Origin of the sequence: Thermobacillus sp. ZCTH02-B1 (genome assembly GCF_002159085.1) — a bacterium.
Classification (GTDB): domain Bacteria; phylum Bacillota; class Bacilli; order Paenibacillales; family Paenibacillaceae; genus Thermobacillus.
Genome location: NZ_LZRU01000014.1, coordinates 1 through 20129 on the forward strand (window position 1 = coordinate 1; position 20129 = coordinate 20129).

The following is a 20129-nucleotide window of genomic DNA, read 5'->3' on the forward strand; positions in this document are numbered from 1 at the left end:
GGGTTATGCTTCATTTAGAGCGTCCTCCTTTTATCAGGGCAGTGAATGTGCGCAACATTCGAGACCCAGCATACAGGAGGCGCTCTTTTCTTTCAAACCTTAAATTAATTCACTACAGGAATGGCTCCCTCATGTTTCTGATGATGCTGATCAACCACAGCGTCGCCGTCGTCGTCGAGGATCGCCGCAACCGGACGATGGAGCGCGTCTACGCGGCGCCGGTGCGGAGCTTCGACATCGCGGCCGGCCATTTCATCGGCAGCGTGCTCATCGGCACGCTGCAGGTGCTCGCGATCGCCGCGCTGATCCGCCTCGTGTTCGGTTATGACTACGGCGTGCCGGCCTGGATGCAGATCGTCGTCATGGAATGCTTCATCCTGGCCGCGCTGGGCATCGCGAGCGCGGTCGCCGGGTTTGTCCGCAACACGCGCAACCTCAACATCATCAACACGCTGATCATGACGCCGACGTGCATGCTCGGCGGCTGCTTCTGGCCGATCGACATCATGCCGTCGTTCATGCGGAAGCTCGCGAATTTCGTCCCGCAGAAATGGGCGATCGAGGCGATGGAGCTGGGCGCCTCCGGAGCGTCGCTCGACAGGATCGCGCTGCCGCTCGGCATCCTGCTGCTCTTCGCGGCGGTGCTGCTCGGATTCGGCGCGGCGGTGCTGCGCCCGGCGCAGTGACGGGGCCGCCGCGGCGGATGCGGAGCGGTGCGGCGGTTTCGGCGCGCCAGCCCGGCCGCCGTCCGGAGCTTTCCCGATGCGGCCCGGACGGGTTCGGGGTATAATGGTCCCGGATGACGATGGCGTCCGGGGAGGGAAGACATGCGGTACGGCAAGGTGCGGGAAGGCGTTTTCATCCGGAGGCTCAACCGGTTCGTCGCCGAGGCCGAAATCGACGGCCGCGTGGAGAAGGTGCACGTGAAGAACACCGGGAGGCTCCAGGACTGGCTCGTGCCGGGGAACACCGTCGTCCTCGAGGACGCCGGAAGCGCCGGGCGCAAGACGCGCTATTCCCTGATCGCCGCAAGGCGCGGACAAGGATGGGTGAACATCGACTCGCAGGCGCCGAACGCGGTCGTACGCGAGGCGCTGCTGGCCGGTCGGATCGGGGAGCCCGGGTCCGTCCGGTCGCTGCGCGGGGAAGCCGTGTTCGGCGGATCGCGGTTTGATTTTCACTACGTGGACGATGATGGCCGGGAAGGGTTCATTGAGGTCAAAGGGGTGACGCTCGAGCGGGACGGCACCGCCCTGTTCCCGGACGCCCCGACGTTACGCGGCGCGCGGCATCTGGAGGAGCTGGCGAAGGCGGCGGAGAGCGGGTACGCCGCCTTCGCCATATTCCTCGTGCAGATGGAGGGGTGCCGGCGGTTCAAGCCGCACGGGGAGCTGGACCCGCGTTTCGCCGAAGCGCTGCGGCGTGCCGCGCGGGCCGGCGTGCGCGTGCTCGCCTACGAATCCGTCGTCTCGCCGGACGAGATCGTCATCGGCGGACCGATCGAAGTCACGGGCTTGCTGTAATTCCGGACGCCGCCGGTTCCGGATCCTCCGTCTCGGAACGCTGCCCCTGTTCGGCGGCCTCCGCCTCGGCCTTCGTGCGATGCACCGTGCCGAACGGGTGCTCCGGCGGCGCATAGATCGTGTACAGCTTCAGCGGCCGAGGGCCGATGTTCGTGACATTGTGCCAGGTGCCGGCCGGAATCATGATGGCGTCGTCGTCGGACACGCGCCGGACGAAGGTCAGCCGGTTCCGGGCGGGGCCCATTTGCACGAGGGCGTACCCTTCCTCGATCCGGATGAACTGGTCGACGTTCGGGTGCACTTCGAGCCCGATGTCGGCGCCGGGCGGGATGCTCATCAGCACCACCTGCAGATGCCGTCCCGTCCAGATCGCCCTGCGGAAATCGGTGTTTTGTTCAGCGGCTTCCGAAATGTCGATCACGTGGGGATTGCCGCCGTAGTCCCGCAGATCCTGAAACTGCCGGTCGTTCGGCAACGTTTCGCCGGATGGCCCCTGAACATACGGGCCGCCGCCCTGCGCCGGATAGGTCGCCGGATACGCCGGATACGCGGAATAGGCCGGTTGCGCCGGATAGGTCGTCGGATAAGCCGGATACGCGGGATGGGAAGGATAGGCCGGATACGCCGGATAAGCCGCATGATACCCGCCTTGGTACGAAGCGCCGTACCCGGACGCGCCGGACCCGCAGTGACACGGATTCCAGGTCACGCTCGCACTCACTCCTTTGTGTTCACCGATCTGGAAGCATCGTATGCATCGGTCTGGGCGGGCGTGCGCGGAGACGGCGGTGCTCCGATGGCATGCAAAAATGCAGCACATGTTCGCCGAATTCGCCGAATGGATCCAATAGGCTGCATGATGGCATCGTATCTGCCCGATTTGCCGGGTTGGATCAAAACAAAATGGAACGTTGCATGCAATCAGCGTCCGGGGCCCGGACGGAGCCGGCGTCTTGCCGGATGCGGCAGGCATTGTCCGCCGGCTTCCGGTACGAGGCGAATGCCTACACCGATTCGCCGGACACGGCGCTCGCCTCCTCCGCCGACCTGTACCGGATCCGCGTAGCGACCAACGCGCACAGGATCAGCAGCGCCGCCGCCAGGCCGTACGCGCCGAACAGCGTCGCCTGCCGGACGAGCAGCCCGGAGATCGCGGAGCCTGTGACGAGGCCGCCCATCATGACCGGCAGGATGATCCCGTTCGTCCGGCCGACATAGGCCTCCTCCACCTCCCGGATCATCAGCGCGCCCAGCACGACCTGCAGGAACGTGAGCGCCACGCCCGACAGCAGCCGGACGCCGCCCGTCAGAACCGGCCACACCGACAGCACTTCGACGAACGTGCAGACGCCGAAGATGACGAGCGTCCACGGCACGATCCGGCTGCGGTGGCGGTCGATCAGGCCGGACAGCCCCGCCGCGAGGCCGCCGCCGATCAGAAGCCCCGCTCCCCCGAGCATCGCGAACCACTGCACCGCTTCCTTCTCCAGCCCGAGCCGCTCCATGACGACGAAGACATCGAGCGGATGGACGATGCCGGCGGCGAGGCCGATGAGCAGGAACATGACGGCCGCGATGCTCAGCGTGCGGTGTCCGGCCACATAGCGGATGCCGTCCCGCAGGTCCTTCAGCGTCGACGGCTTCTCCCCGCCGTCCCGCGCGCGCGGCGTGGACGGCAGCAGCAGCTGCACGAGCGAAGCCGCGGCGAACACGGCGACGAGCGCCGAGAGCGACCACTCGATGCCGAAGCGCGTGTAGACGAAGGTGCCGACCGGCGGCCCGCCGATCATGAACAAGGCCGTCATCGTCTGGGTGAATCCGACGGCCGTCTGGACGTGCCGTTCCGGCACATGCCGCTTGAACAGCACCGCCGAGGCCGGCTGCGAGAACTGGCTGACGACGGCGGACACGACCGTCGCCGCGAACGCGGCCTGCCACCGGCCGCCCGTCACGAGCGCCAAGATGACCGCGATCGACACCGCGCTCAGCGCATCCCCGACGATGACGGTGCGCTTCGGATTCCACCGGTCCGCGAACGTGCCGCCGATCATCGCGAACACGAAGATCGGCAGATACTCGAACACCGTCAGCAGGGCGACGGCCGCGGGATTGTTGTTCGTCTGCTCCATGACGTAGTAGAGCAGCGCCATGTTCCGGATCCAGATGCCGATCTGCTGCAGCAGATCGGCGCCGGCCACGACGAGAAACACGCGGTTGCGGAACAGTTCGGGCATCGGGCATCCCCCTTTTGTATCATTATTTAATCCGACCGGTCAGTTTAATTAAGGTCATGCAAGGGCGGATGCGGGCGTTCCGCCGCGCTATTCCGCTCGGATTCCGCGGACGAACAGCTCCGCCGACTTCCGGTACATCGCCCGCGCCCGCTCGCGGGGCACCTTCTCGTAATACGCCATGCCGAGCCCGCCCATCAAGCTGGAGAACATATACGCGAGTTCCGCCGGATCGTCCTTCCGGAATTCACCCGACGCGATGCCCTCCTCGATGATCGCCTGAATCACGGGATATTGCATCTGCACGAGCTCGATCATCTTCTCGAACGTGCCCGGTTCGCCGCCGTGGCTGGTGATGAACTCGTCGACGACCTTCAGGAACGGATCGTCGAAGTCCTCCTGCCAGTAATCGGCAAGCGCGTACAGCTTCTCGACCGGCGTCATGCCCGGCTTCACTCTCCGCCGCCAGCCTTCGATCCATTCGATCGTCCGCTGCTCGCAGATCGCCATGAGCAGCTGCTGTTTGCTCTTGAAATGATAATAGATGCTTCCCTTGCTCACATCCGCGTGCTTGCGGATGTCCTCCATCGAGGTCGCATTGTACCCCCTGCGGATGAACAGATCCCTGGCGCCTTTCAGGATCTGCTGCCGCGTGCGTTCGGTGTCCTCGGCGGTTTTCCTGGCCACTTCCCGGTCCGCTCCTTCCTTGCATGTGACCGTTAATAAACCGACCGTTCGGTTTAATTAATATATAGACCAAACCGGCCCGCCATGCAAGCATCCGGGCAAGAAAGAAGGCGCCGCGATTCCGCCGCCTTCCGTTTCAACCCCCGGGGCCGTACCTTCCGTGAAGCCCGACGCCATATCGACGCTCATCCGTCAGGATGAACGGCGGCGATCCTGCAGGATCGCGCGGGGCCGCCGCTCACGCCGTCCCGGCGTCCCGGACCTTGAGGCCGCTCACCGACCAGGCGGCGAAGAGCAGCGCGTACACCGCGTTCATCGTCCAGAACAGCGTCTCCTGCCGCGGGTCGGGCGGCTCCTGGCTGAGCACGCGCATGCCGATGGTCAGCAGCGAATGCGGAAAGAAGAGGCCCAGCTTCGCCACGTACAGCCCGAGGCCGGCGAGCACCGCCGCCAGCGCGAACCCGACGGGCACGGCGAAGCTGCGGATGCGCAGCGACAGGCCGAGCTGCAGCGCGCCGACGGTCAGACCGGCGCACCAGCCGCGCAGCGCCCAACCGGCCGTCTCCGCCGGGAACGGCCCCGGCAGCCCGAGCAGCAGGCCCGCGGCGCCGTAAAGCGCCATGAACAGCGCCTGCGCGATCAGGATGAGCAGCGCGGCGGTGATCCATTTCGCCAGGAAGATGCCGGCGACCGGCACCGGGGCGGACAGCACCAGGTTCCAGTTGCCGTTCAGATGCTCCAGCCGGCACAGGTACGCGCACACGATGGCGATGAGAATGGGCAGAAAAAATTCGCCGTAAAACAGGCTGACCTGCGTCCACAGGCTGTACCAGCCGTTCGTGAGCACGTCCCGGTTGAGCGCGAAGTTCGCGCAGCCGATCAGCACACTGACCGCCGGCAGCGCCGCCAGGACGAGCCCGATCCGGGAATGCCTGAGTTTGAGCCATTCGGCCGACAGACTCCGTTTCATCGTTCCACCCCTCACAGGTCTTGCCGGGCAACATGAAAGCTGCCGGCGATATAGCACACGAAGGCGACCGCCAGCGCCGCCCCCGCGACGGCGCCGTTCCAGGGCTGCGACGCGAACGTGCCCGCGGATTCGGCGTACCGGAAAGTCACCGGGGCGAGGTCCAGGTAGTACGACCAGATCAGGAGCCGCCGGACACCCGCCGGAAACAGCGCCGCCGTCAGCCCCGCGAAGCTGCCGAGCATCCCCAGGCACAGCGCGAACGCCTGGTTGCGGACGATAACAGGATCGACTCCCACACGGCCTGATCCGGATTGCGGGAGACGGACATGCGGTTGGACAGGAAGGCCCACATCATCTCCGCCGCGAGCAGAAAGAGCAGCATGGGAACGATGTTCTTGCGGCGGATCTTGTAAAATTCCAGCTTCAGCTCCCGCATTGCAGGCTCCGCTCCCTTCCGGTCAGGTCGAGAAACATGTCCTCCAGACTCCGCCTGCGCTCCTCGATCCGGATGACCGGGATGTCCCGGGACACGAGCAGCCGGTTGATCGCCGCCACTTCCCGGTCCGCGAGGGGGCCGAACACGAGCCGGCCGCCGGCCGCCACGGGGCGGTAGCCGTGCTCGAGCAGCAGCGATTGCGCGGCGTCGTTGTCGCCGGTGGCGATCCGGATCTCGCCCCGGCTCCGGGCGCGCAGGCTGTCCAGGCTGCCCTGGAACACCATCCGGCCTTCGTTGATGATGCCGACCGACGTCGCGATTTGCTCGATCTCCCCGAGCAGATGGCTGGACAGCAGCACCGTCATGCCGTAGCGGCCGGGCAGCGTCCGGATCAGCTCCCGGATCTCCTCCATCCCGGCCGGGTCCAGACCGTTCGTCGGCTCGTCGAGGATGAGCAGTCGCGGGAAGGCGACGAGCGCCATCGCGATGCCGAGCCGCTGCTTCATGCCGAGCGAATAGGCTTCCGCCTTCTTGTCGCGGTGCTTCTCCAGCCGGACGATCCGCAGCGCCTCCTCCACGTTGCGGTCCGGGACGCCGCGCAGCCGCTGCACGACCCTCAGGTTCTCGAGGCCCGTCAGGTGGCCGTAATAGGAAGGCGATTCGATGAGCGCTCCGATCTGCCGCAGGATCGCGGAACGCCGCTTGCCGAGGCTTTCCCCGAAGATGCGGATCGTTCCCGCGGACGGCTTCACGAGGCCGAGCAGCATTTTCAGCGTCGTCGTCTTCCCGGCGCCGTTCGGCCCGAGGAAGCCGTAGATTTCCCCTTCCCTCACCACGAGGTCCAGCTCGCGGACGCGGTTTTTCTTCGTCAAATTCCGGGTCTCAACGACCATTGCGGCGCTCATGCGCGTGTTTCACCCCTTCATCGGATGCATCCGTCAAAAATGCCCACCGCCACTGTAGCAGACCCGCCTTACGCCCGCCTGAAGCGCACCTTACGGCAGCCTTAAATCGTCCCGGCCGCGCCCCGCGCCGCCGGTGCTTCATGTATAATCACCTGTAGCATCCGAAGTGGGGGACGGACGATGGACCAAAACGTGAAGGACCGGAAAATCCTCATCGTCGACGATGAGCCGGAGATCGCCGCGATGATCGAACGGTTTCTGCGCAAGGAAGGGTTCTACCGCATCCACACCGCCGGGGACTGCGCCGCGGCGCTGTCGCTCATCCGGACGCTCCGGCCGGACATCGCGGTGCTGGATGTGATGCTGCCCGACGGAGACGGCTTTTCGCTGCTGTCCGCGATCCGGCAGTTCTCGGATCTGCCCGTCCTGTTCCTGACCGCGCGGGGCGAAGACGAGGACCGGCTGCTCGGTCTCGGGCTCGGCGCGGACGACTACATGGTGAAGCCGTTCCTGCCGAAGGAGCTGGTGCTGCGGCTTGCGGCCATCCTGAAGCGGGTCTACGCCGCTCCCGCGGAGAAGCGGCCGGCGGCGTTCCGGCTCGGCGACGCGTTCGTCGATCTGGCCGGCGCCATCGTGCGAGGCCCGCGGGGGGAGCAGCCGCTGACCGCGAAGGAGCGCGCCATTCTGGCGAAGCTGCACGAGGAGCGGAACCGGATCGTCACGAGCGACGCGCTGTTTTTCGCGCTACTATCTGGCCGAATATCCGGTCTACATCTGGGAGCATGCAGACGGGCTCGTGGTCGTGGGGTATCCGAAGAACAGCCACGGGAAATTCCAGTTCAGCTGGGACGCGGAGTGGGTGCGCTCGGTGCCGTGGCGGCTGGGGCTGCTGCTCATCATCAACGCGGCGGTGGCGCTGATGCTTTCCGTTCTCATGGGGCTGCGCATGGTGCGGAACATCCGCCCGCTCGTCACGGGCATCCGCAAGCTGGCCCGGGAGGAGCCCGTCCGGCTGGACGAGCGCAGCCTGCTCGGGGATCTGGCCGGCAGCATCAATGCGGCGTCGGCGATCCTGCAGGAGAAGAACGCCGCGCTGAAGGCGCGGGACGAGGCGCGCTCGAACTGGATCGCCGGCATCTCCCACGACATCCGGACGCCGCTCTCGATGATTCTCGGCTACGCGAGCGAGCTGGAGGAGAGCCCGGAAGTGCCGGAGGAACACCGGCGGCAGGCCGGCGTCATCCGGCGCCAGGGCGAGAAGCTGCGCTCCCTCGTCAGCGACCTGAACCTCGTCTCGATGCTGGAATACGACATGCAGCCGCTCCGCCGGGAGCGCGTCCGGCTGACGTCGCTCGCGCGGCAGGCGGCTGCGGACCTGCTCAACGATGGTCTGGACGGGCGGTTCGCGATCGAACTCGACGCGTCCGAAGAAGACCTGTGGATCACCGGGGACCGGAAGCTGCTGCTCCGGGCGATCGGCAATCTCCTGCAGAACAGCGTGAACCACAACCCGCAGGGCTGCCGCATCGCCATCGGTGCGTTCCGCTCCGAAGACAGGACCCGCTGCGGTCTCGTCGTGCGGGACGACGGACGCGGCGTGCCGCGGGAGCGGCTTGCGGAATTGACGGAGCTGCCCTATTCGTCCAACCGGAAACATCCTCCCCGGCAGGGGCACGGCCTGGGGCTGCCGATGGTCGACCGGATCCTGAAGGCCCACCGGGGCCGGCTTCTGCTCGACAGCCCGGAAGGGGGCGGGCTGACCGCCGTACTGGAATTCCCCGCGGAGGAAGCGCACGCCGCCGGAAGCTGATCCGGACGCCGATCCGCGGCGGCAACGTCAAAGGCCTGCCGTCCTGGCAACCGGGCCGCTCCCGACCGGAAACGGCGCGCTGACCATCGTCCCTGCGAAGAGCGGCCACACCCGGGCGGTGGGCATCCGGCCCTTCCGCCACCCATGCTCCCGCGGCCGCCCCGGCGGGGAACAGTCGGCACCGTTCCCGCACGAAGGCGCGGCCGGCCAAGGCAAGGCAAGGCGAGGCCGGCATTGTCCGCCGCCCGGCGGCGCGGCCGGCCGTCAGCCTTCCGTCTCCGCCTCCCCGTTCAACGCCGACACCGCGATGGCTTCGATCCGGATGTCCCGACCCGCCAGATGCTTCAGTTCAACCGTCCGCGTCTCGCCCGGGAACAGGTCGAAGAAGTTGTCCGAGCAGACGACTTCCTCCTGCGGGATGTCGAGCATGACGAAGCGCGCCAGCCGGTCGGCCGTGACCGTGATCGTCCGCCGGTCGGACGAGCGTTCGACGGTCAGGCGCGCCGGCGGCAGGCGGAGATCCTTGAAGTCCCGGAAGTAATACACGTTGTCCGGGAACAGGCCGCCGCGCGACCGGAGCCGGACGGCCGCCTCCTCCGGCGCGGCGCCGCCGAGCAGCTCTTCCTCGGCGTATTCCGCGAGAAGCCGCGCTTCGTTGGGGCCGGCGGCGGCACGGATCGTCTCGCTCCCGAGCAGGCGTCCCTCGAACGTGACGACTTCCAGCACCAGCTCGTCCTCCACCGCCTCGCGCCGGTCATTGACCAGCCAGACCGCGAGCGGCCGGCCGGGATCGTGGTCGATCGTCGCGAGGACCGGCGCGAAAAATTTGCGCGCGTAGTAGTACGACGCCTTGGGCAGCAGGCCGTAATCGACCAGCGACCAGCTCGTGCCCGGCCAGCAGTCGTTCAGCTGCCAGATGATCGCCCCCGCGGTGAACGGCTTCCGGCGCCGGTAATGCTCGATGCCGTATTTCAGCCCCTCCGCCTGCGTCAGCATGGAATAGCGGATATACGCGTCCAGATCCCGCGGAACGCCCGTATACCCTTCCATCAGGAGCAGGCCCTTCTCGTGGAAGATGTCCTTGTTGCGGTAGGCCATCTCCTCGCTCTTCCAATAGAACTCGCCTTCCGGAATGTACCGCTTGAGCGTGTGGCGGTTGGACGATGCGTGCATGCCGAATTCGCTGGAGAAGCGCGTGCGGTCCTTTTTGTAGTTCTTGAACGAGACGCCCTCGACCGAGATGTCCTGCAGCACGGGTTCCCCGAACCGGCGCGGCTCGACGTTGCCGTGCCAGACCTGCCAGTTGTGGCGGTTGCCGACGTCCTCCGCGTTGTGATCGCTGCCGCCGTAGGGCGTGCTGGGCCGGTACGGCCGCGCCGGATCCAGTTCGGCCAGCAGCTCCGGGATGAGCTCGTGCCAGATCTTCCGCCCGTACATCGGCGCCGTGGCGCGGCCCGCCGTCAGCTCCTTCTCGTAGAGCCAGTCGATCTCGTTGTTGCCGCACCAGAGGGCGAGGCAGGTGTGCTTCCGGAGCCGCCGGATCGCCTTGGCCGCCTCGTCCCGGACGTTGGCCATGAAATTGCGGTTGTAATCCGGGTACAGCGCGTTGGCGAACATGAAGTCCTGCCACACGAGGATGCCCAGCCGGTCGCATTCGCGGTAGAACACATCCTTTTCGTAAATGCCGCCGCCCCAGACGCGCAGCATGTTCATCCCGGCGTCCCGCGCAAGCAGCAGCAGCTTCTCGTACCGTTCATCCTCCGCCGCCCCGATGAAGCTGTGCACGGGAATCCAGTTGGCTCCCTTGGCGAAAAGGCGGACGCCGTTCAGGCGGAAGCAGAACAGGTTCTCCCCGCTCTCATGCTTCTCCTCCAACACGAGCTCCCGGATGCCGAAGGGTTGTTCATACCGGTCCAGGACGCTCCCGTCGGCGCTTTTCAGCGTCACCTCCAGCCGGTACAGGTACGGTTCGCCGAGATCATGCGTCCACCACGGTTTCGGCCGATCCACCCCGAGGACCAGCGACGCCTTCTGCTGCGGCAGATCGGCGAAGGGGGAAAGCGTGCATCCTTCCGCCGCCAGCCGGACGGCGGCGGAGAACGATCTGCCGCCGTCCTCCGCCAGGCACACCTCCACCGCCAGCGGCTCCCGGCCGCCCGGCCGGCGCCAGATTTCGACGTCCACCCCCACGACGGCCCTGTCCTCCGCAAGGGAGACCGTGCGGGGGAACACGGAGAAGATCCGCGCGCATCGCCACGTCCGCACCTGGACGTCCTTCCAGATGCCGACCGTCACCAGGCGCGGGCCCCAGTCCCAGCCGAAGTTCATCGCGGCCTTCCGCGTCCAGATCCGGTCCTTCTCGAATCCGCACCAGTATCGCTTCTCCTTGTCCGCCACCGACCGGTGCACCGGATCGAACCGGACCGCCAGCACGTTCTCGCCCTTCCGCAGCAGCCCGGTCACGTCAAACCGGTGCTCCACGAGCATGTTCTCCGTGCGTCCGAGCTCCAGGCCGTTCAGGTAGACGGTCGCGAACGTGTCGAGCCCCTCGAACAGGAGCTCGGCGATCTCGCCGTCCTCCGGTTCACCATCCCAGTTGAACCTCGTCCGGTACCACCATTCCTTCTCTTCCACCCAGCGGCACTTCATGTCGTTGTGGCCGACGAACGGATCGTCGATCACCCGCTTGCGGACCAGGGTGGAATGCACGTCCCCCGGCACCTTCGCATCCAGCCAGAAATAATCGGTGTAATCGGGCGAAGCGATCTCCAGAGGGGGGCGTTCCCCCGGCTCGAACCATTGCAGCTTCCAATTGTCCGTCAGCTTCACGCTCATTCCCCCGCTTCCATGTTCCCGCGTTCCCGCGCCGCCGGCGCGTCCGCCCCGGCGTTCCGCCTCGCCTGGTAAGCCATCATGCGATAGCGGGACGGCGAGACGTTCGTCAGCCGCTTGAACGTCTGGACGAAATATTTGTACTCCTTGTAGCCGACCAGCCGCCCGATTTGAAAGATCCGGTATTCCGTCTCCGCCAGCAGCTCCTTCGCTTTTTCGATGCGGATCTCGTGCAGCAGGTCGTTGAAATGCCTGCCTGTCACCTTCTTGAGCAACTGGCTGAAATAGTTGGGCGACACGTTGATCCGGCAGGCCACCATCGCGGCCTTGAGATCCCGGTTGTAGTGCTCCTTCATGAAGCGGACCGCCTTGTCGACCAGCATCCGCTGCTCCGCGCCGGCGCCCGTCTCCTCCCGGATCACGAAGGGCTCGAGAGCCCGGACGAACCGTTCCTTCAATTCGCCGTACGAAGCGGGCGGGAACGCCTTCTCGCCGCCCGCGGGCGCCGCGGATCGCAGCGCCTGCCGGACGGGCAGGCCGGCGGACAGCCGCTCCTCCAGCTGCCGCAGGAAGTCGGCGGCGTCGTCCAGGCCGTAGCGGCGCTCCCGCAGCCGGGCGATCAGTCCGTCCGCCGTCATGCGCAGGACGGCGCCGTCGCAGCCCTGCTCGATCAGCGGCCTGAACGCCTCCGCTTCCTCTTCGACGCTCAACCGTTCGGGCTCCGGTATGTCCGCCCATTCGTAGACGGCGTCTTCCATGACCGGCCAGGCCGACAGGCCCTTCACCACCCGGCGGCCGAGCTCTTCCAATGCTTCCGGTTCCGCAACGGCCGGCGACAGACAGCACCGCATGCGCAGGCCGTGCCGTTCCCGGACCGCGTCGACCATCCGGCGGAAGACGGCCTTGTCATCCCGAGGGCCGCCGGACCCGCGGAAGGCGCACAGCGCCAACAGCCGGTTCGGTCCGGCGGATACGGCCGCCGCCAGGATGCCGCCGGCCCCCAGATATTCTTCGACCCGGACGGCCCGTTCTCCCGCCGCTCCGCCCGCCCCGGAGGCTCCGGCGCCCCCGTCGCGGGGTTCGGCGGACGGCGAAGCCGGCACCTCCCCTTCGATCAGGCAGGCCGCAAGCCGGAACGTCAGGTCCGGATCGAACGTCAAATCCGGATGATTCGCGTCCGCCCGCTCGCCGACCGCGAGGGCCGAAAGCAGGCGGACGGCCGCCGCCCGCCAGCGCTTCGCCCGTTCCTCCGCCAATTCCCGGCGGATGTTCCGGATGACGAACATCAGCTCGCCGATGTCGACCGGCTTCAGCAGATAATCCTTCACCCCGAGCCGGAGCGCCTGCCGCGCGTACTCGAAGTCGTCGTATCCGCTCAGCATGACGATCCGCTTGCCGGGATACCGGCCGCTCACCTCGCGGCTCAGCTCCAGGCCGTCCATGCGGGGCATCCTGATGTCCGACAGCACGAGATCGACGTCATGACGGGTGAGCATCTCCAGCGCTTCCTCGCCGTCATGGGCTTCGCCGACGATCCGCACGCCCCATTCATCCCAGGGCACCGTCTCCCTCAGCCCCTTGCACACAATTGGCTCGTCATCCACGATCAGCACATTCAGTTCCATGACGCCTGATCCCCCGTGTCTTTCCGATCCGCGCCGCCGTCGCCGGCTTCGTCGCCCGCGGGCCTCAAGGGAAAAGAAAGCCGGACCCGGGCTCCCCCGCTGCCGCCCGCGGCGCCCTGGCCGGCCGCGTCCGCGTCCTCCACAACCGTCAGGCTCGCCTCGTCGCCATAGGCGATGCGCAGACGTTCCCGGATATTGCGCAGCGCGTAACCGTCCCGCAGCGCCGCCTCGAACCGCTCCTTCGAAAATCCCTTGCCGTTGTCCATCACGTCGATGACCAGCCGGTCGCCGTCCCGGTAACACCGCACCCGGATCCGCTTCAGCGATTTCATATCGCCGAAGCCGTGATGGATGCTGTTTTCGATCAGCGGCTGGATCGTCATTTTCAGAATCGGCACGTCCGCCACGTCGTACTCGCAATGCAGCGAATAGACGAGGCTGCCGCCCAGCCGGTGCTTCTGCAATTCCAGATAGCTCCGGCAATAGGCAAGCTCTTCGCCGAGCGGAATCCACATCCGGCCGCGGCTCAGGCTGATGCGGAAGATCCGCGAGAGCAGCTCGATCAGCCGGCCCGTCTCCGGCGCCTTCTCCAGGCGGGCGGTCCAGCGGATCATGTCCAGCGTGTTGTACAGGAAATGGGGATTGATCTGGCTCTGCAGCAATTTGAGCTCGGACTCGCGGTTGCGCAGCTCGAGCTGGTACTCGTTCTCGATCAGGTTTTTCAGGCGGAGCACCATCTGGTTGAAGCGGTTGCCCAGCACGCCGATCTCGTCCCCCGCCGTCACCGGCACCTGGGCCGTGAAATCCCCGCGCTCGACCTGATACGTGCGTTTGATCAGATCCGCGATCCGACGGATGATGACGCGGTAAATGCCGATCATCGCGAGCACGCCGAGGCCGGTCAGCGCCGCCATCATCCACGGGATGGACTGCCGGATGCCCGTGACGCCCTTCGCGACGCTGGTCTCGTTGACCATGCCGATCGTGACGAAATCCGTTCCGGCAACCGGCACGGCCATCGCGTGATAGTCAATGCCGCCTTCCCGGTAGTCCAGCGTCGTCTGCCCGACGGTACCGGACTCGAGCAGCCCGGCCAACGGCGTATCGCTCAGCGGCCGGCCGATCATGCCCGCGTCGGGATGCATGACGATCGTGCCCTTCCGGTCGATGACGATCATTTCGGCCAGATCGCCGAAATCGGCCCGGATGTAATCATACAGCTTCCTCACGTCGAGGCGGATCGCGACCATGCCGATCGGCACGGTGATGCGGTTCAAATCGTTGATCACGCGAAACAGGCTGATGACTTCGGACTCGCGGTTCCAGGGATCCCGGACGGTGTACACGCCCGTCCACAGCTTCTCGCCCCTGCGCGCGATCGCTGCCCGCTTCCATGCCGACTCGGCCGTCTCGTAGACCGACGGATGGACGCCGACGTGGAACCTGTGCTCCAGCCCCTCCAGCGACATCGAGTGCAGGTACGGCTTCGATGTCAGGTGATACAGCGTGTACCCGTTCAGCTGTTCCTCCAACCGGCGTATGACCGCCGTCTGATCCGCTTCCTCACCCTTCAGCTTCAGATAGGCGCGGACGTCGTCGCTGTAGATGAGGAACATGGAAATGCTTTCAATATCCTTCAGCACCGTCAGGATCGTCTGGTTGATTTCCTCCAGATGCTCCTTCGTGTTGTTGATGGCCTGCATCTGGACCGCCCGGTTGGCCTGTGAATAAATGTGCAAATTGAATGCCAGAATGGGCGCCAGCACGAACAGCAGGAAGATGGTCACAAATTTCCGCTGAATCGGCCAGTCGGAGAAACGCTTCAGCCGCCTCATGTTGCCGTACAGCTCCGTTTTTCCAACCAGTTTACCCCTTGACGGCTCCGGCTGTCATCCCCTTGACCACATACTTTTCAAGGAAAAGATAGATGATGATGACAGGCAGGATGGCCAGCGTCAGCCCCGCCATCTGGGCGCCGTAGTTGGTGGTGAACTGGCCGGAGAAATTCGCAAGGCCGAGCGGCAGCGTCTTCAGCGATTCCTCGTTGATCAGCACGAGGGCGAAGGAAAATTCGTTCCAGTTGTTGATGAAATTCAGAATGACCACCGTGGCCAGCGCGGGACCGGACATCGGCAGGATGATCTTCCAGAAAACCCGGAACACCCCGCACCCGTCCATGACGGCCGACTCTTCGATGTCCTTGGAGAACGATTTCATGAAGCTGGTCAGAATAAACACGGTGACCGGAAGATTGAAGGCGATGTACGGCAAGATGATGCCCGCGTACGTGTTCAGCAGTCCGAGCTCCCGCTCCTGGATGAACATCGGCACCAGCGTCGCGTGGATCGGAATCAGCATGCCGAGCACGAAGTACCAGTAAACCCCGTTTCCCCATTTGAATGGGAACCGGGCAAACACGAAGGCGGCCAGCGCGCCGAACAGCACCGTCAGGATCACGGCCGCGACGGCCACGAACAGGCTGTTGAAGAAATAGACCTCCAGCCTCGCCGTCTCCCAGGCGATGCGGTAATTGTCCAGATGGAACGTCTTCGGAAGCCCGAAGGGATTGCGGGAAAACTCCGCGTTCGTCTTGAACGAATTGAGCGCCATCCAGATGATCGGGTACACGTTGATCGCCGCGTAGAGGATGAGCACCAGATAGACGAACGTCCGCCAGGCCAACTTGCGCTTTCTGGCCGCGCGGTTCCGGGCATCCGCGGATTGGGCCGCCATGCGAACACCTCCCGTTCAGAACGCCCTGCGCCGCAGCAACAGATTGGACAGCCCGATGAGCGCAAGGCTGAAGAAGAAAATGCAGACGGAGATCGCGCTTCCGTAACCGTACCGGGTCGACGAGAACGTCTTGTCGAACATGTAGGTGGCGAGCACTTCGGTGGCGTGACCGGGACCGCCGGACGTCATGACGTAGATCAGGTCGAACGTCCTGAGGCTCCCGCTGATGCACAGGATGACCGCGACGACGAGGGTATCCCGGATCATCGGCAGGGTGATGTGGATCGTCTGCTTCAGGCCGGTCGCACCGTCGATCCGGGCCGCGTCGTCGATTTCGCCCGGAATGTTCTGCAGGGCCGCGAGGAAAATGATCAGGTACAGCCCGATGAACTGCCAGATGATCGTGATGCAGACCGCGATCATCGCAAGTTTGGGATCGCCGAGCCAGTTCTGCCTGAGTTCCTCCAGCCCGACCGCCGACAGGAGCTGGTTGATGAGCCCGCGCCTCACGTTGAAGATCATGCCCCAGACCAGCGAGACGACGACCGTGGAGATGACGACCGGAAGAAAGCCGACCGTGCGGAAGAATTTGCTTCCCTTGAGCTTCCGGTTCAGCAGCAGCGCGAAGAAGAGCGCGATCGGCACCTGGCCGAACACCGAAGCCGCCACGACATACAGGTTGTTGACGAAGGAATGCCAGAAAATCTTGTCCCCGAACGCCTCCGCGAAGTTCGCCAGCCCGACGAATTTCATGTCCGTGAAGCCGTTCCATTCCACCAGCGAGTAATAGAAGGACACGAAAATCGGGATGATCGCGAACAGCGTATAGACGATGACGGCCGGGGCCAGCGCGGCCAGAAACGGCCCCTTGCTGCGGGTATAAAGGTGCATCCGCCTTCCTCCCCTGCATGCAGGAATGGAAAACCGGGGCGTCCAGGCCGCCCCGATTTCCATCCGGAATGAATCATGCGGCTTGTTTCTGTTTGTCTACAGCATCCTGCAGTCGCTTGGCCAGTTCCTCCGGCGTCACCAGGCCGATGCTCAGCTCCTGCAGGCCGGCGTTGATGACGTCCGTCACTTCCGGCGGCAGCGTCGCGTCGTAGACGGGCGCCACCTTCTTGCTGGCCAGTTCCTTCACTTCCATCAGCACCGGGCTGACTTCCGCGGGCGCCTCGATCTCGGCCGGCACGAGGATGGACGCCTTCAGCATTTCCTTGAAGTATTCTTCCGTGTAGAAGCCCTTCAGGAACGTCTTCGCCGCTTCCAGCTTCTCGCCCGTCAGGTTCGCGTTGATCGCGATGCCCATGCCGGAGACGACGGAGACCGCGCTCGGATCGCCGAGGCCGCCTTCGACCGCCGGGAAGACCGCCACGCCGATGTTCTTGTCGGGAGCGGCGTCCAGCACCGGGCCGAGGCCCCAGGAACCGTCGATCATCATGGCCGCTTCGCCGTTGATGAAGTATTCGCGCTGCTGGTCGTTGTCAATGGAGTTGAAGTCCTCGTTGAACGCGCCGATGTCGACCAGCTCCTTGATGATTTCGAGCGCGCGGATGAATTCCGGATCCGTGAACTTCCGTTCGCCGGTGTACAGCACCGCGTTCAGGAAATCGCTGCCCGTCAGCCGGTCGCCGATCGTGCTGATGTAGCAGGATTGCAGGACCCATTGCCCCTTGTTGCCCAGCGTGATCGGGATGAGCCCCTTTTCCTTCAGCTTCAGGATCATCGCCTTGAACTCTTCATACGTGGCCGGGAACGTCTCGTAGCCGACTTCGGCCAGCTGATCCTTGTCGTAGTAGATGACGTGCGTCGGCACGACCTGGGCCGGAATCGCGTAGACCTTGCCGTCCACGCTGTAGTCTTTCAGATACTCGCTGATGACGAGGCCGTCCCAGTGGCTGACGATGTCGTCGATCGGCTGCAGGAGACCGCCCTCGACCAGCGGCGCGAGCTCCGCGCCCGGCCACACCTGGATCAGATCGGGCAGTTCCCGGCCGGCGGCCTGGGCCTTCACCTTCACCTTGTATTGGTCATGCGGAATGTTCTGCTGCTTGATGACGATGTCGGGATGCTCTTCCATGAACGTTTCGACCTGCTTCAGGCTGGACTGGTGCTCCGCCGACGGGTCCGTCCAGATGTTCCACAGCGTCAGTTCCACCTTCGAACCGCCGCCCGACGCCGCGTTGCCGGACGAGTTGCCCGCCTGTCCGCCGTTTTCGCCGGCGCCGTTCGCGCCGCCATTGTTCTTGCCGCCTCCGCCGCATGCGGTCAGCGCAAGCAGCATGGCGGCCATCAGCATTGCGAGCCATTTCCTTGTGCCCGAACGCTTCATCGTATCCCCCTCCGTTCAGCTCGATGTCGATATGAAGCGTTTGCAAGTTTCATTACAAGTTTCATTATAGGAAGCGCATTATTCTCGGATAATGGCGCAAAATTTCATTCCTATCCCGAAAAATTACACTCCTCGTCACATCACACTCCGCGTCCGGGGGCATCCGCCATGCCCCGAAACCGCACGTTCGTTCCGCCTTCAAACGGCCCGGGACGGGATCGGACGGCGGGCGTGCAACCATTCGGGGGTTCCGTCGTCTAATTGCTTGAAAAATGTTCCATCAAGGTTGGGAGGATCCCCATGTCAAGCATGAGATGGAGTTTGATGCTCGCCGCTTTGCTTCTCGCGGCCGGATGCTCGAACATGCAATCGTCCGGTCCGGCCGGACAGGGTTCGGATGTTCCGGCCGGATCGCACGCGCCGGGTGCGGCGGAACCGGCGGGCGCTTCATCGGGAACCCGGACGGGATCGCCGCAGGAACCCGGGACGTCCGCGGACGCGCTGACGGCCTCCCCGTCCGCATCGGGAAACGCAGGTCGGGAAGGCGATGAAGCCGCGGCTTCCGCCGTTCTCTCGATCTACGACACCGAAACCGGCGAACGGGTGACGGTCCCGGCGCCGGCATCCGACGTGGTCCAGCTCGCGCATGACAGGACGGCAAACCGGCATGCCGTGGCCTTCCTGGTCGAAGACGGCTTTCGCCTTTATTTTCCCGATGAGGATCGCTGGCAGCACGTTCCCCTCGCCATCCGGCAGACCGTCGCAACCGGCGGCGGGGAGAAAGAGGGCGCGCTGCTCACCCCGCGGGATGAAGCGGCCGGGTTTATGCTGCCGCTCCGACTGTCGCCGCTTTTTGCCGGAGACCGGTGGTTTTATCTTTCCCGCGACACCGAAATCTTCCGGCTGGACGCCGGAACCGGCGTCGCCGAACGGATCTGGGCGCCCTCCGGGGACCGCGAAGGCCGTGCCATCTACGGCATGTCCGCCTCGCCGGACGGCGGCCGGCTGGCCGTCCTGGTGACCAGGGACGGCCTTGGCCCCGACACGGACCTCCTGGTGGTCGATCCGGCCGGCGGATCCGTCGTTTTCGAGCGGCAGAAAGCCGCCGCCGTGAACAAAAGCGACGGGTTCCTGGCCCACATGTATATCGAATGGTTGGATGACCGGACGCTCGGGTTTGAATCCCGGGTAAGGATTTTCCCGGAGGGAACGGACGGGGAACGGAGAACGGATGGGAGATGGGGCTGGTTCACGTTGGAGATGGACGGAACCTCGCCCGAATTCCGGACGGTCCCCGAATCGCGCCGGTTCCGCTATGCCTCCGACATGTCCCGCCTCGCCATCGAGACGGAGGATCACGAGGTGATCCTGCTCGAGGACAGCCGCGCCGGCACGGCGGTGGACGACATGGACGCTGTCGACGGCCGCACGCTGCCGGACGGGGAGCCGTCACCGTCGGACGGCACGAGGCTCGGCACCGGCATCCTTCTCGGCTGGATGGATGACCGTTACGTCGTCTGGTACCAAAACGAAACCAACCTGTTGCTGGAAGACCGGTTTTACTGAGACCGGAGTCGCCGGATGGGGATCCGGAACGGGCGGAACCGCTCCCTGCGGAGCCGCCCGTTTTTTCGTTCATGCAAAAAGGGGCGCCGGAAGGAACCTTTTCCTTGCAGGCGTCCCCGCTTCTTTTTGATCCCCTGTTCAGGATCTGACGATCGATTCGGACATTCATCCATGCTTCAATTCCTCATAGACCTCCATGCCGCTAACGCGGCACCATCAGAGGATGAAAATGGTCGTCTGCCCACCGTATAATACTCTTGCGGCTGGCGAAGCGAGGTCGTTGTATCTTGGTGCCTTGAGCCCGACTCTTAGACAGACCCCAACGACCCGGTGCACTACAGATTGTCGCTCCCTTACGGGAAGCACGCGGGATAGAATGACAGGTGATGGTCGTTGCACCAGCCTTCGCAATTCATGCCGCAAGGAGTGTTTCGGTATGGACGTCGTTTACTCTCACGTCTGCGGCCTCGACGTTCACAAGA

General features: G+C 64.7%; 16 protein-coding genes and 1 pseudogene. 5 read left to right on the top strand and 12 right to left on the bottom strand.

Annotation, left to right across the window (positions count from 1 at the left end; all coding sequences use genetic code 11):
- Positions 1-131: 131 nt before the first annotated feature.
- Together A9Z00_RS07075 and sfsA are read left to right on the top strand one after the other, a co-directional pair.
- Positions 132-686, top strand: coding sequence for an ABC transporter permease (locus tag A9Z00_RS07075; RefSeq protein ID WP_296975478.1), 555 nt, complete (start codon positions 132-134; stop codon positions 684-686).
- A gap of 141 nt (positions 687-827) precedes the next feature.
- Positions 828-1523 (top strand): DNA/RNA nuclease SfsA, encoded by a 696-nt coding sequence (gene sfsA / locus A9Z00_RS07080; RefSeq protein ID WP_296975479.1) that lies wholly within the window; start codon positions 828-830, stop codon positions 1521-1523.
- Here sfsA and A9Z00_RS07085 read toward each other — a convergent pair.
- The 6 genes from A9Z00_RS07085 to A9Z00_RS07110 form a co-directional block, all read right to left on the bottom strand.
- Positions 1507-2232 carry a cupin domain-containing protein gene (locus A9Z00_RS07085; protein WP_296975480.1) on the bottom strand — a complete coding sequence of 242 codons (726 nt, stop codon included), beginning with the start codon at positions 2230-2232 and terminating at the stop codon, positions 1507-1509. The two genes, sfsA and A9Z00_RS07085, sit on opposite strands and share 17 nt — an antisense overlap.
- Before the next feature lie 295 nt (positions 2233-2527).
- A complete protein-coding gene (locus A9Z00_RS07090) occupies positions 2528-3757 on the bottom strand; it encodes an MFS transporter (protein WP_296975481.1) in 1230 nt (409 codons plus the stop codon).
- An 87-nt stretch (positions 3758-3844) separates the two neighbouring features.
- Positions 3845-4441, bottom strand: a complete 597-nt coding sequence (locus tag A9Z00_RS07095; protein ID WP_296975482.1) for a TetR/AcrR family transcriptional regulator — start codon at positions 4439-4441, stop codon at positions 3845-3847.
- Positions 4442-4679: 238 nt separating this feature from the next.
- Positions 4680-5411, bottom strand: coding sequence for an ABC transporter permease (locus tag A9Z00_RS07100; protein WP_296975483.1), 732 nt, complete (start codon positions 5409-5411; stop codon positions 4680-4682).
- Positions 5412-5422: 11 nt separating this feature from the next.
- Entirely contained in the window at positions 5423-5707 is a 285-nt protein-coding gene (locus A9Z00_RS07105; RefSeq protein ID WP_296975484.1) for a hypothetical protein, read from the bottom strand.
- A 127-nt stretch (positions 5708-5834) separates the two neighbouring features.
- Entirely contained in the window at positions 5835-6752 is a 918-nt protein-coding gene (locus A9Z00_RS07110; RefSeq protein WP_296975485.1) for an ABC transporter ATP-binding protein, read from the bottom strand.
- A gap of 180 nt (positions 6753-6932) precedes the next feature.
- On the opposite strand from A9Z00_RS07110, the pseudogene A9Z00_RS07115 reads away from it, so the two are divergent.
- Together A9Z00_RS07115 and A9Z00_RS07120 are read left to right on the top strand one after the other, a co-directional pair.
- Positions 6933-7487: pseudogene (locus tag A9Z00_RS07115) on the top strand (response regulator transcription factor); the annotation flags it as partial.
- Between the two features lie 61 nt (positions 7488-7548).
- Entirely contained in the window at positions 7549-8562 is a 1014-nt protein-coding gene (locus tag A9Z00_RS07120; protein WP_367189276.1) for a sensor histidine kinase, read from the top strand.
- Between the two features lie 264 nt (positions 8563-8826).
- Here the strand turns inward: A9Z00_RS07120 and A9Z00_RS07125 are convergent, their stop codons facing one another.
- The 6 genes from A9Z00_RS07125 to A9Z00_RS07150 form a co-directional block, all read right to left on the bottom strand.
- Positions 8827-11391 carry a beta-mannosidase gene (locus tag A9Z00_RS07125; RefSeq protein ID WP_296975492.1) on the bottom strand — a complete coding sequence of 855 codons (2565 nt, stop codon included), beginning with the start codon at positions 11389-11391 and terminating at the stop codon, positions 8827-8829.
- A gap of 2 nt (positions 11392-11393) precedes the next feature.
- Complete coding sequence (locus tag A9Z00_RS07130; RefSeq protein WP_296975486.1) at positions 11394-13019, bottom strand: response regulator; 1626 nt, start codon at positions 13017-13019, stop codon at positions 11394-11396.
- Positions 13010-14854, bottom strand: a complete 1845-nt coding sequence (locus A9Z00_RS07135) for a cache domain-containing sensor histidine kinase (RefSeq protein WP_296975487.1) — start codon at positions 14852-14854, stop codon at positions 13010-13012. Before A9Z00_RS07135 ends, A9Z00_RS07130 begins: the two co-directional genes overlap by 10 nt.
- Before the next feature lie 31 nt (positions 14855-14885).
- Positions 14886-15752 carry a carbohydrate ABC transporter permease gene (locus A9Z00_RS07140; RefSeq protein WP_296975488.1) on the bottom strand — a complete coding sequence of 289 codons (867 nt, stop codon included), beginning with the start codon at positions 15750-15752 and terminating at the stop codon, positions 14886-14888.
- A 15-nt stretch (positions 15753-15767) separates the two neighbouring features.
- Positions 15768-16643: a carbohydrate ABC transporter permease gene (locus A9Z00_RS07145; RefSeq protein ID WP_296975489.1), complete on the bottom strand. Its 876-nt coding sequence runs from the start codon at positions 16641-16643 to the stop codon at positions 15768-15770.
- Between the two features lie 73 nt (positions 16644-16716).
- Positions 16717-18081, bottom strand: a complete 1365-nt coding sequence (locus A9Z00_RS07150; protein ID WP_296975490.1) for an extracellular solute-binding protein — start codon at positions 18079-18081, stop codon at positions 16717-16719.
- Positions 18082-18381: 300 nt separating this feature from the next.
- On the opposite strand from A9Z00_RS07150, the gene A9Z00_RS07155 reads away from it, so the two are divergent.
- Positions 18382-19647: a hypothetical protein gene (locus tag A9Z00_RS07155; RefSeq protein WP_296975491.1), complete on the top strand. Its 1266-nt coding sequence runs from the start codon at positions 18382-18384 to the stop codon at positions 19645-19647.
- Positions 19648-20129 lie beyond the last annotated feature (482 nt).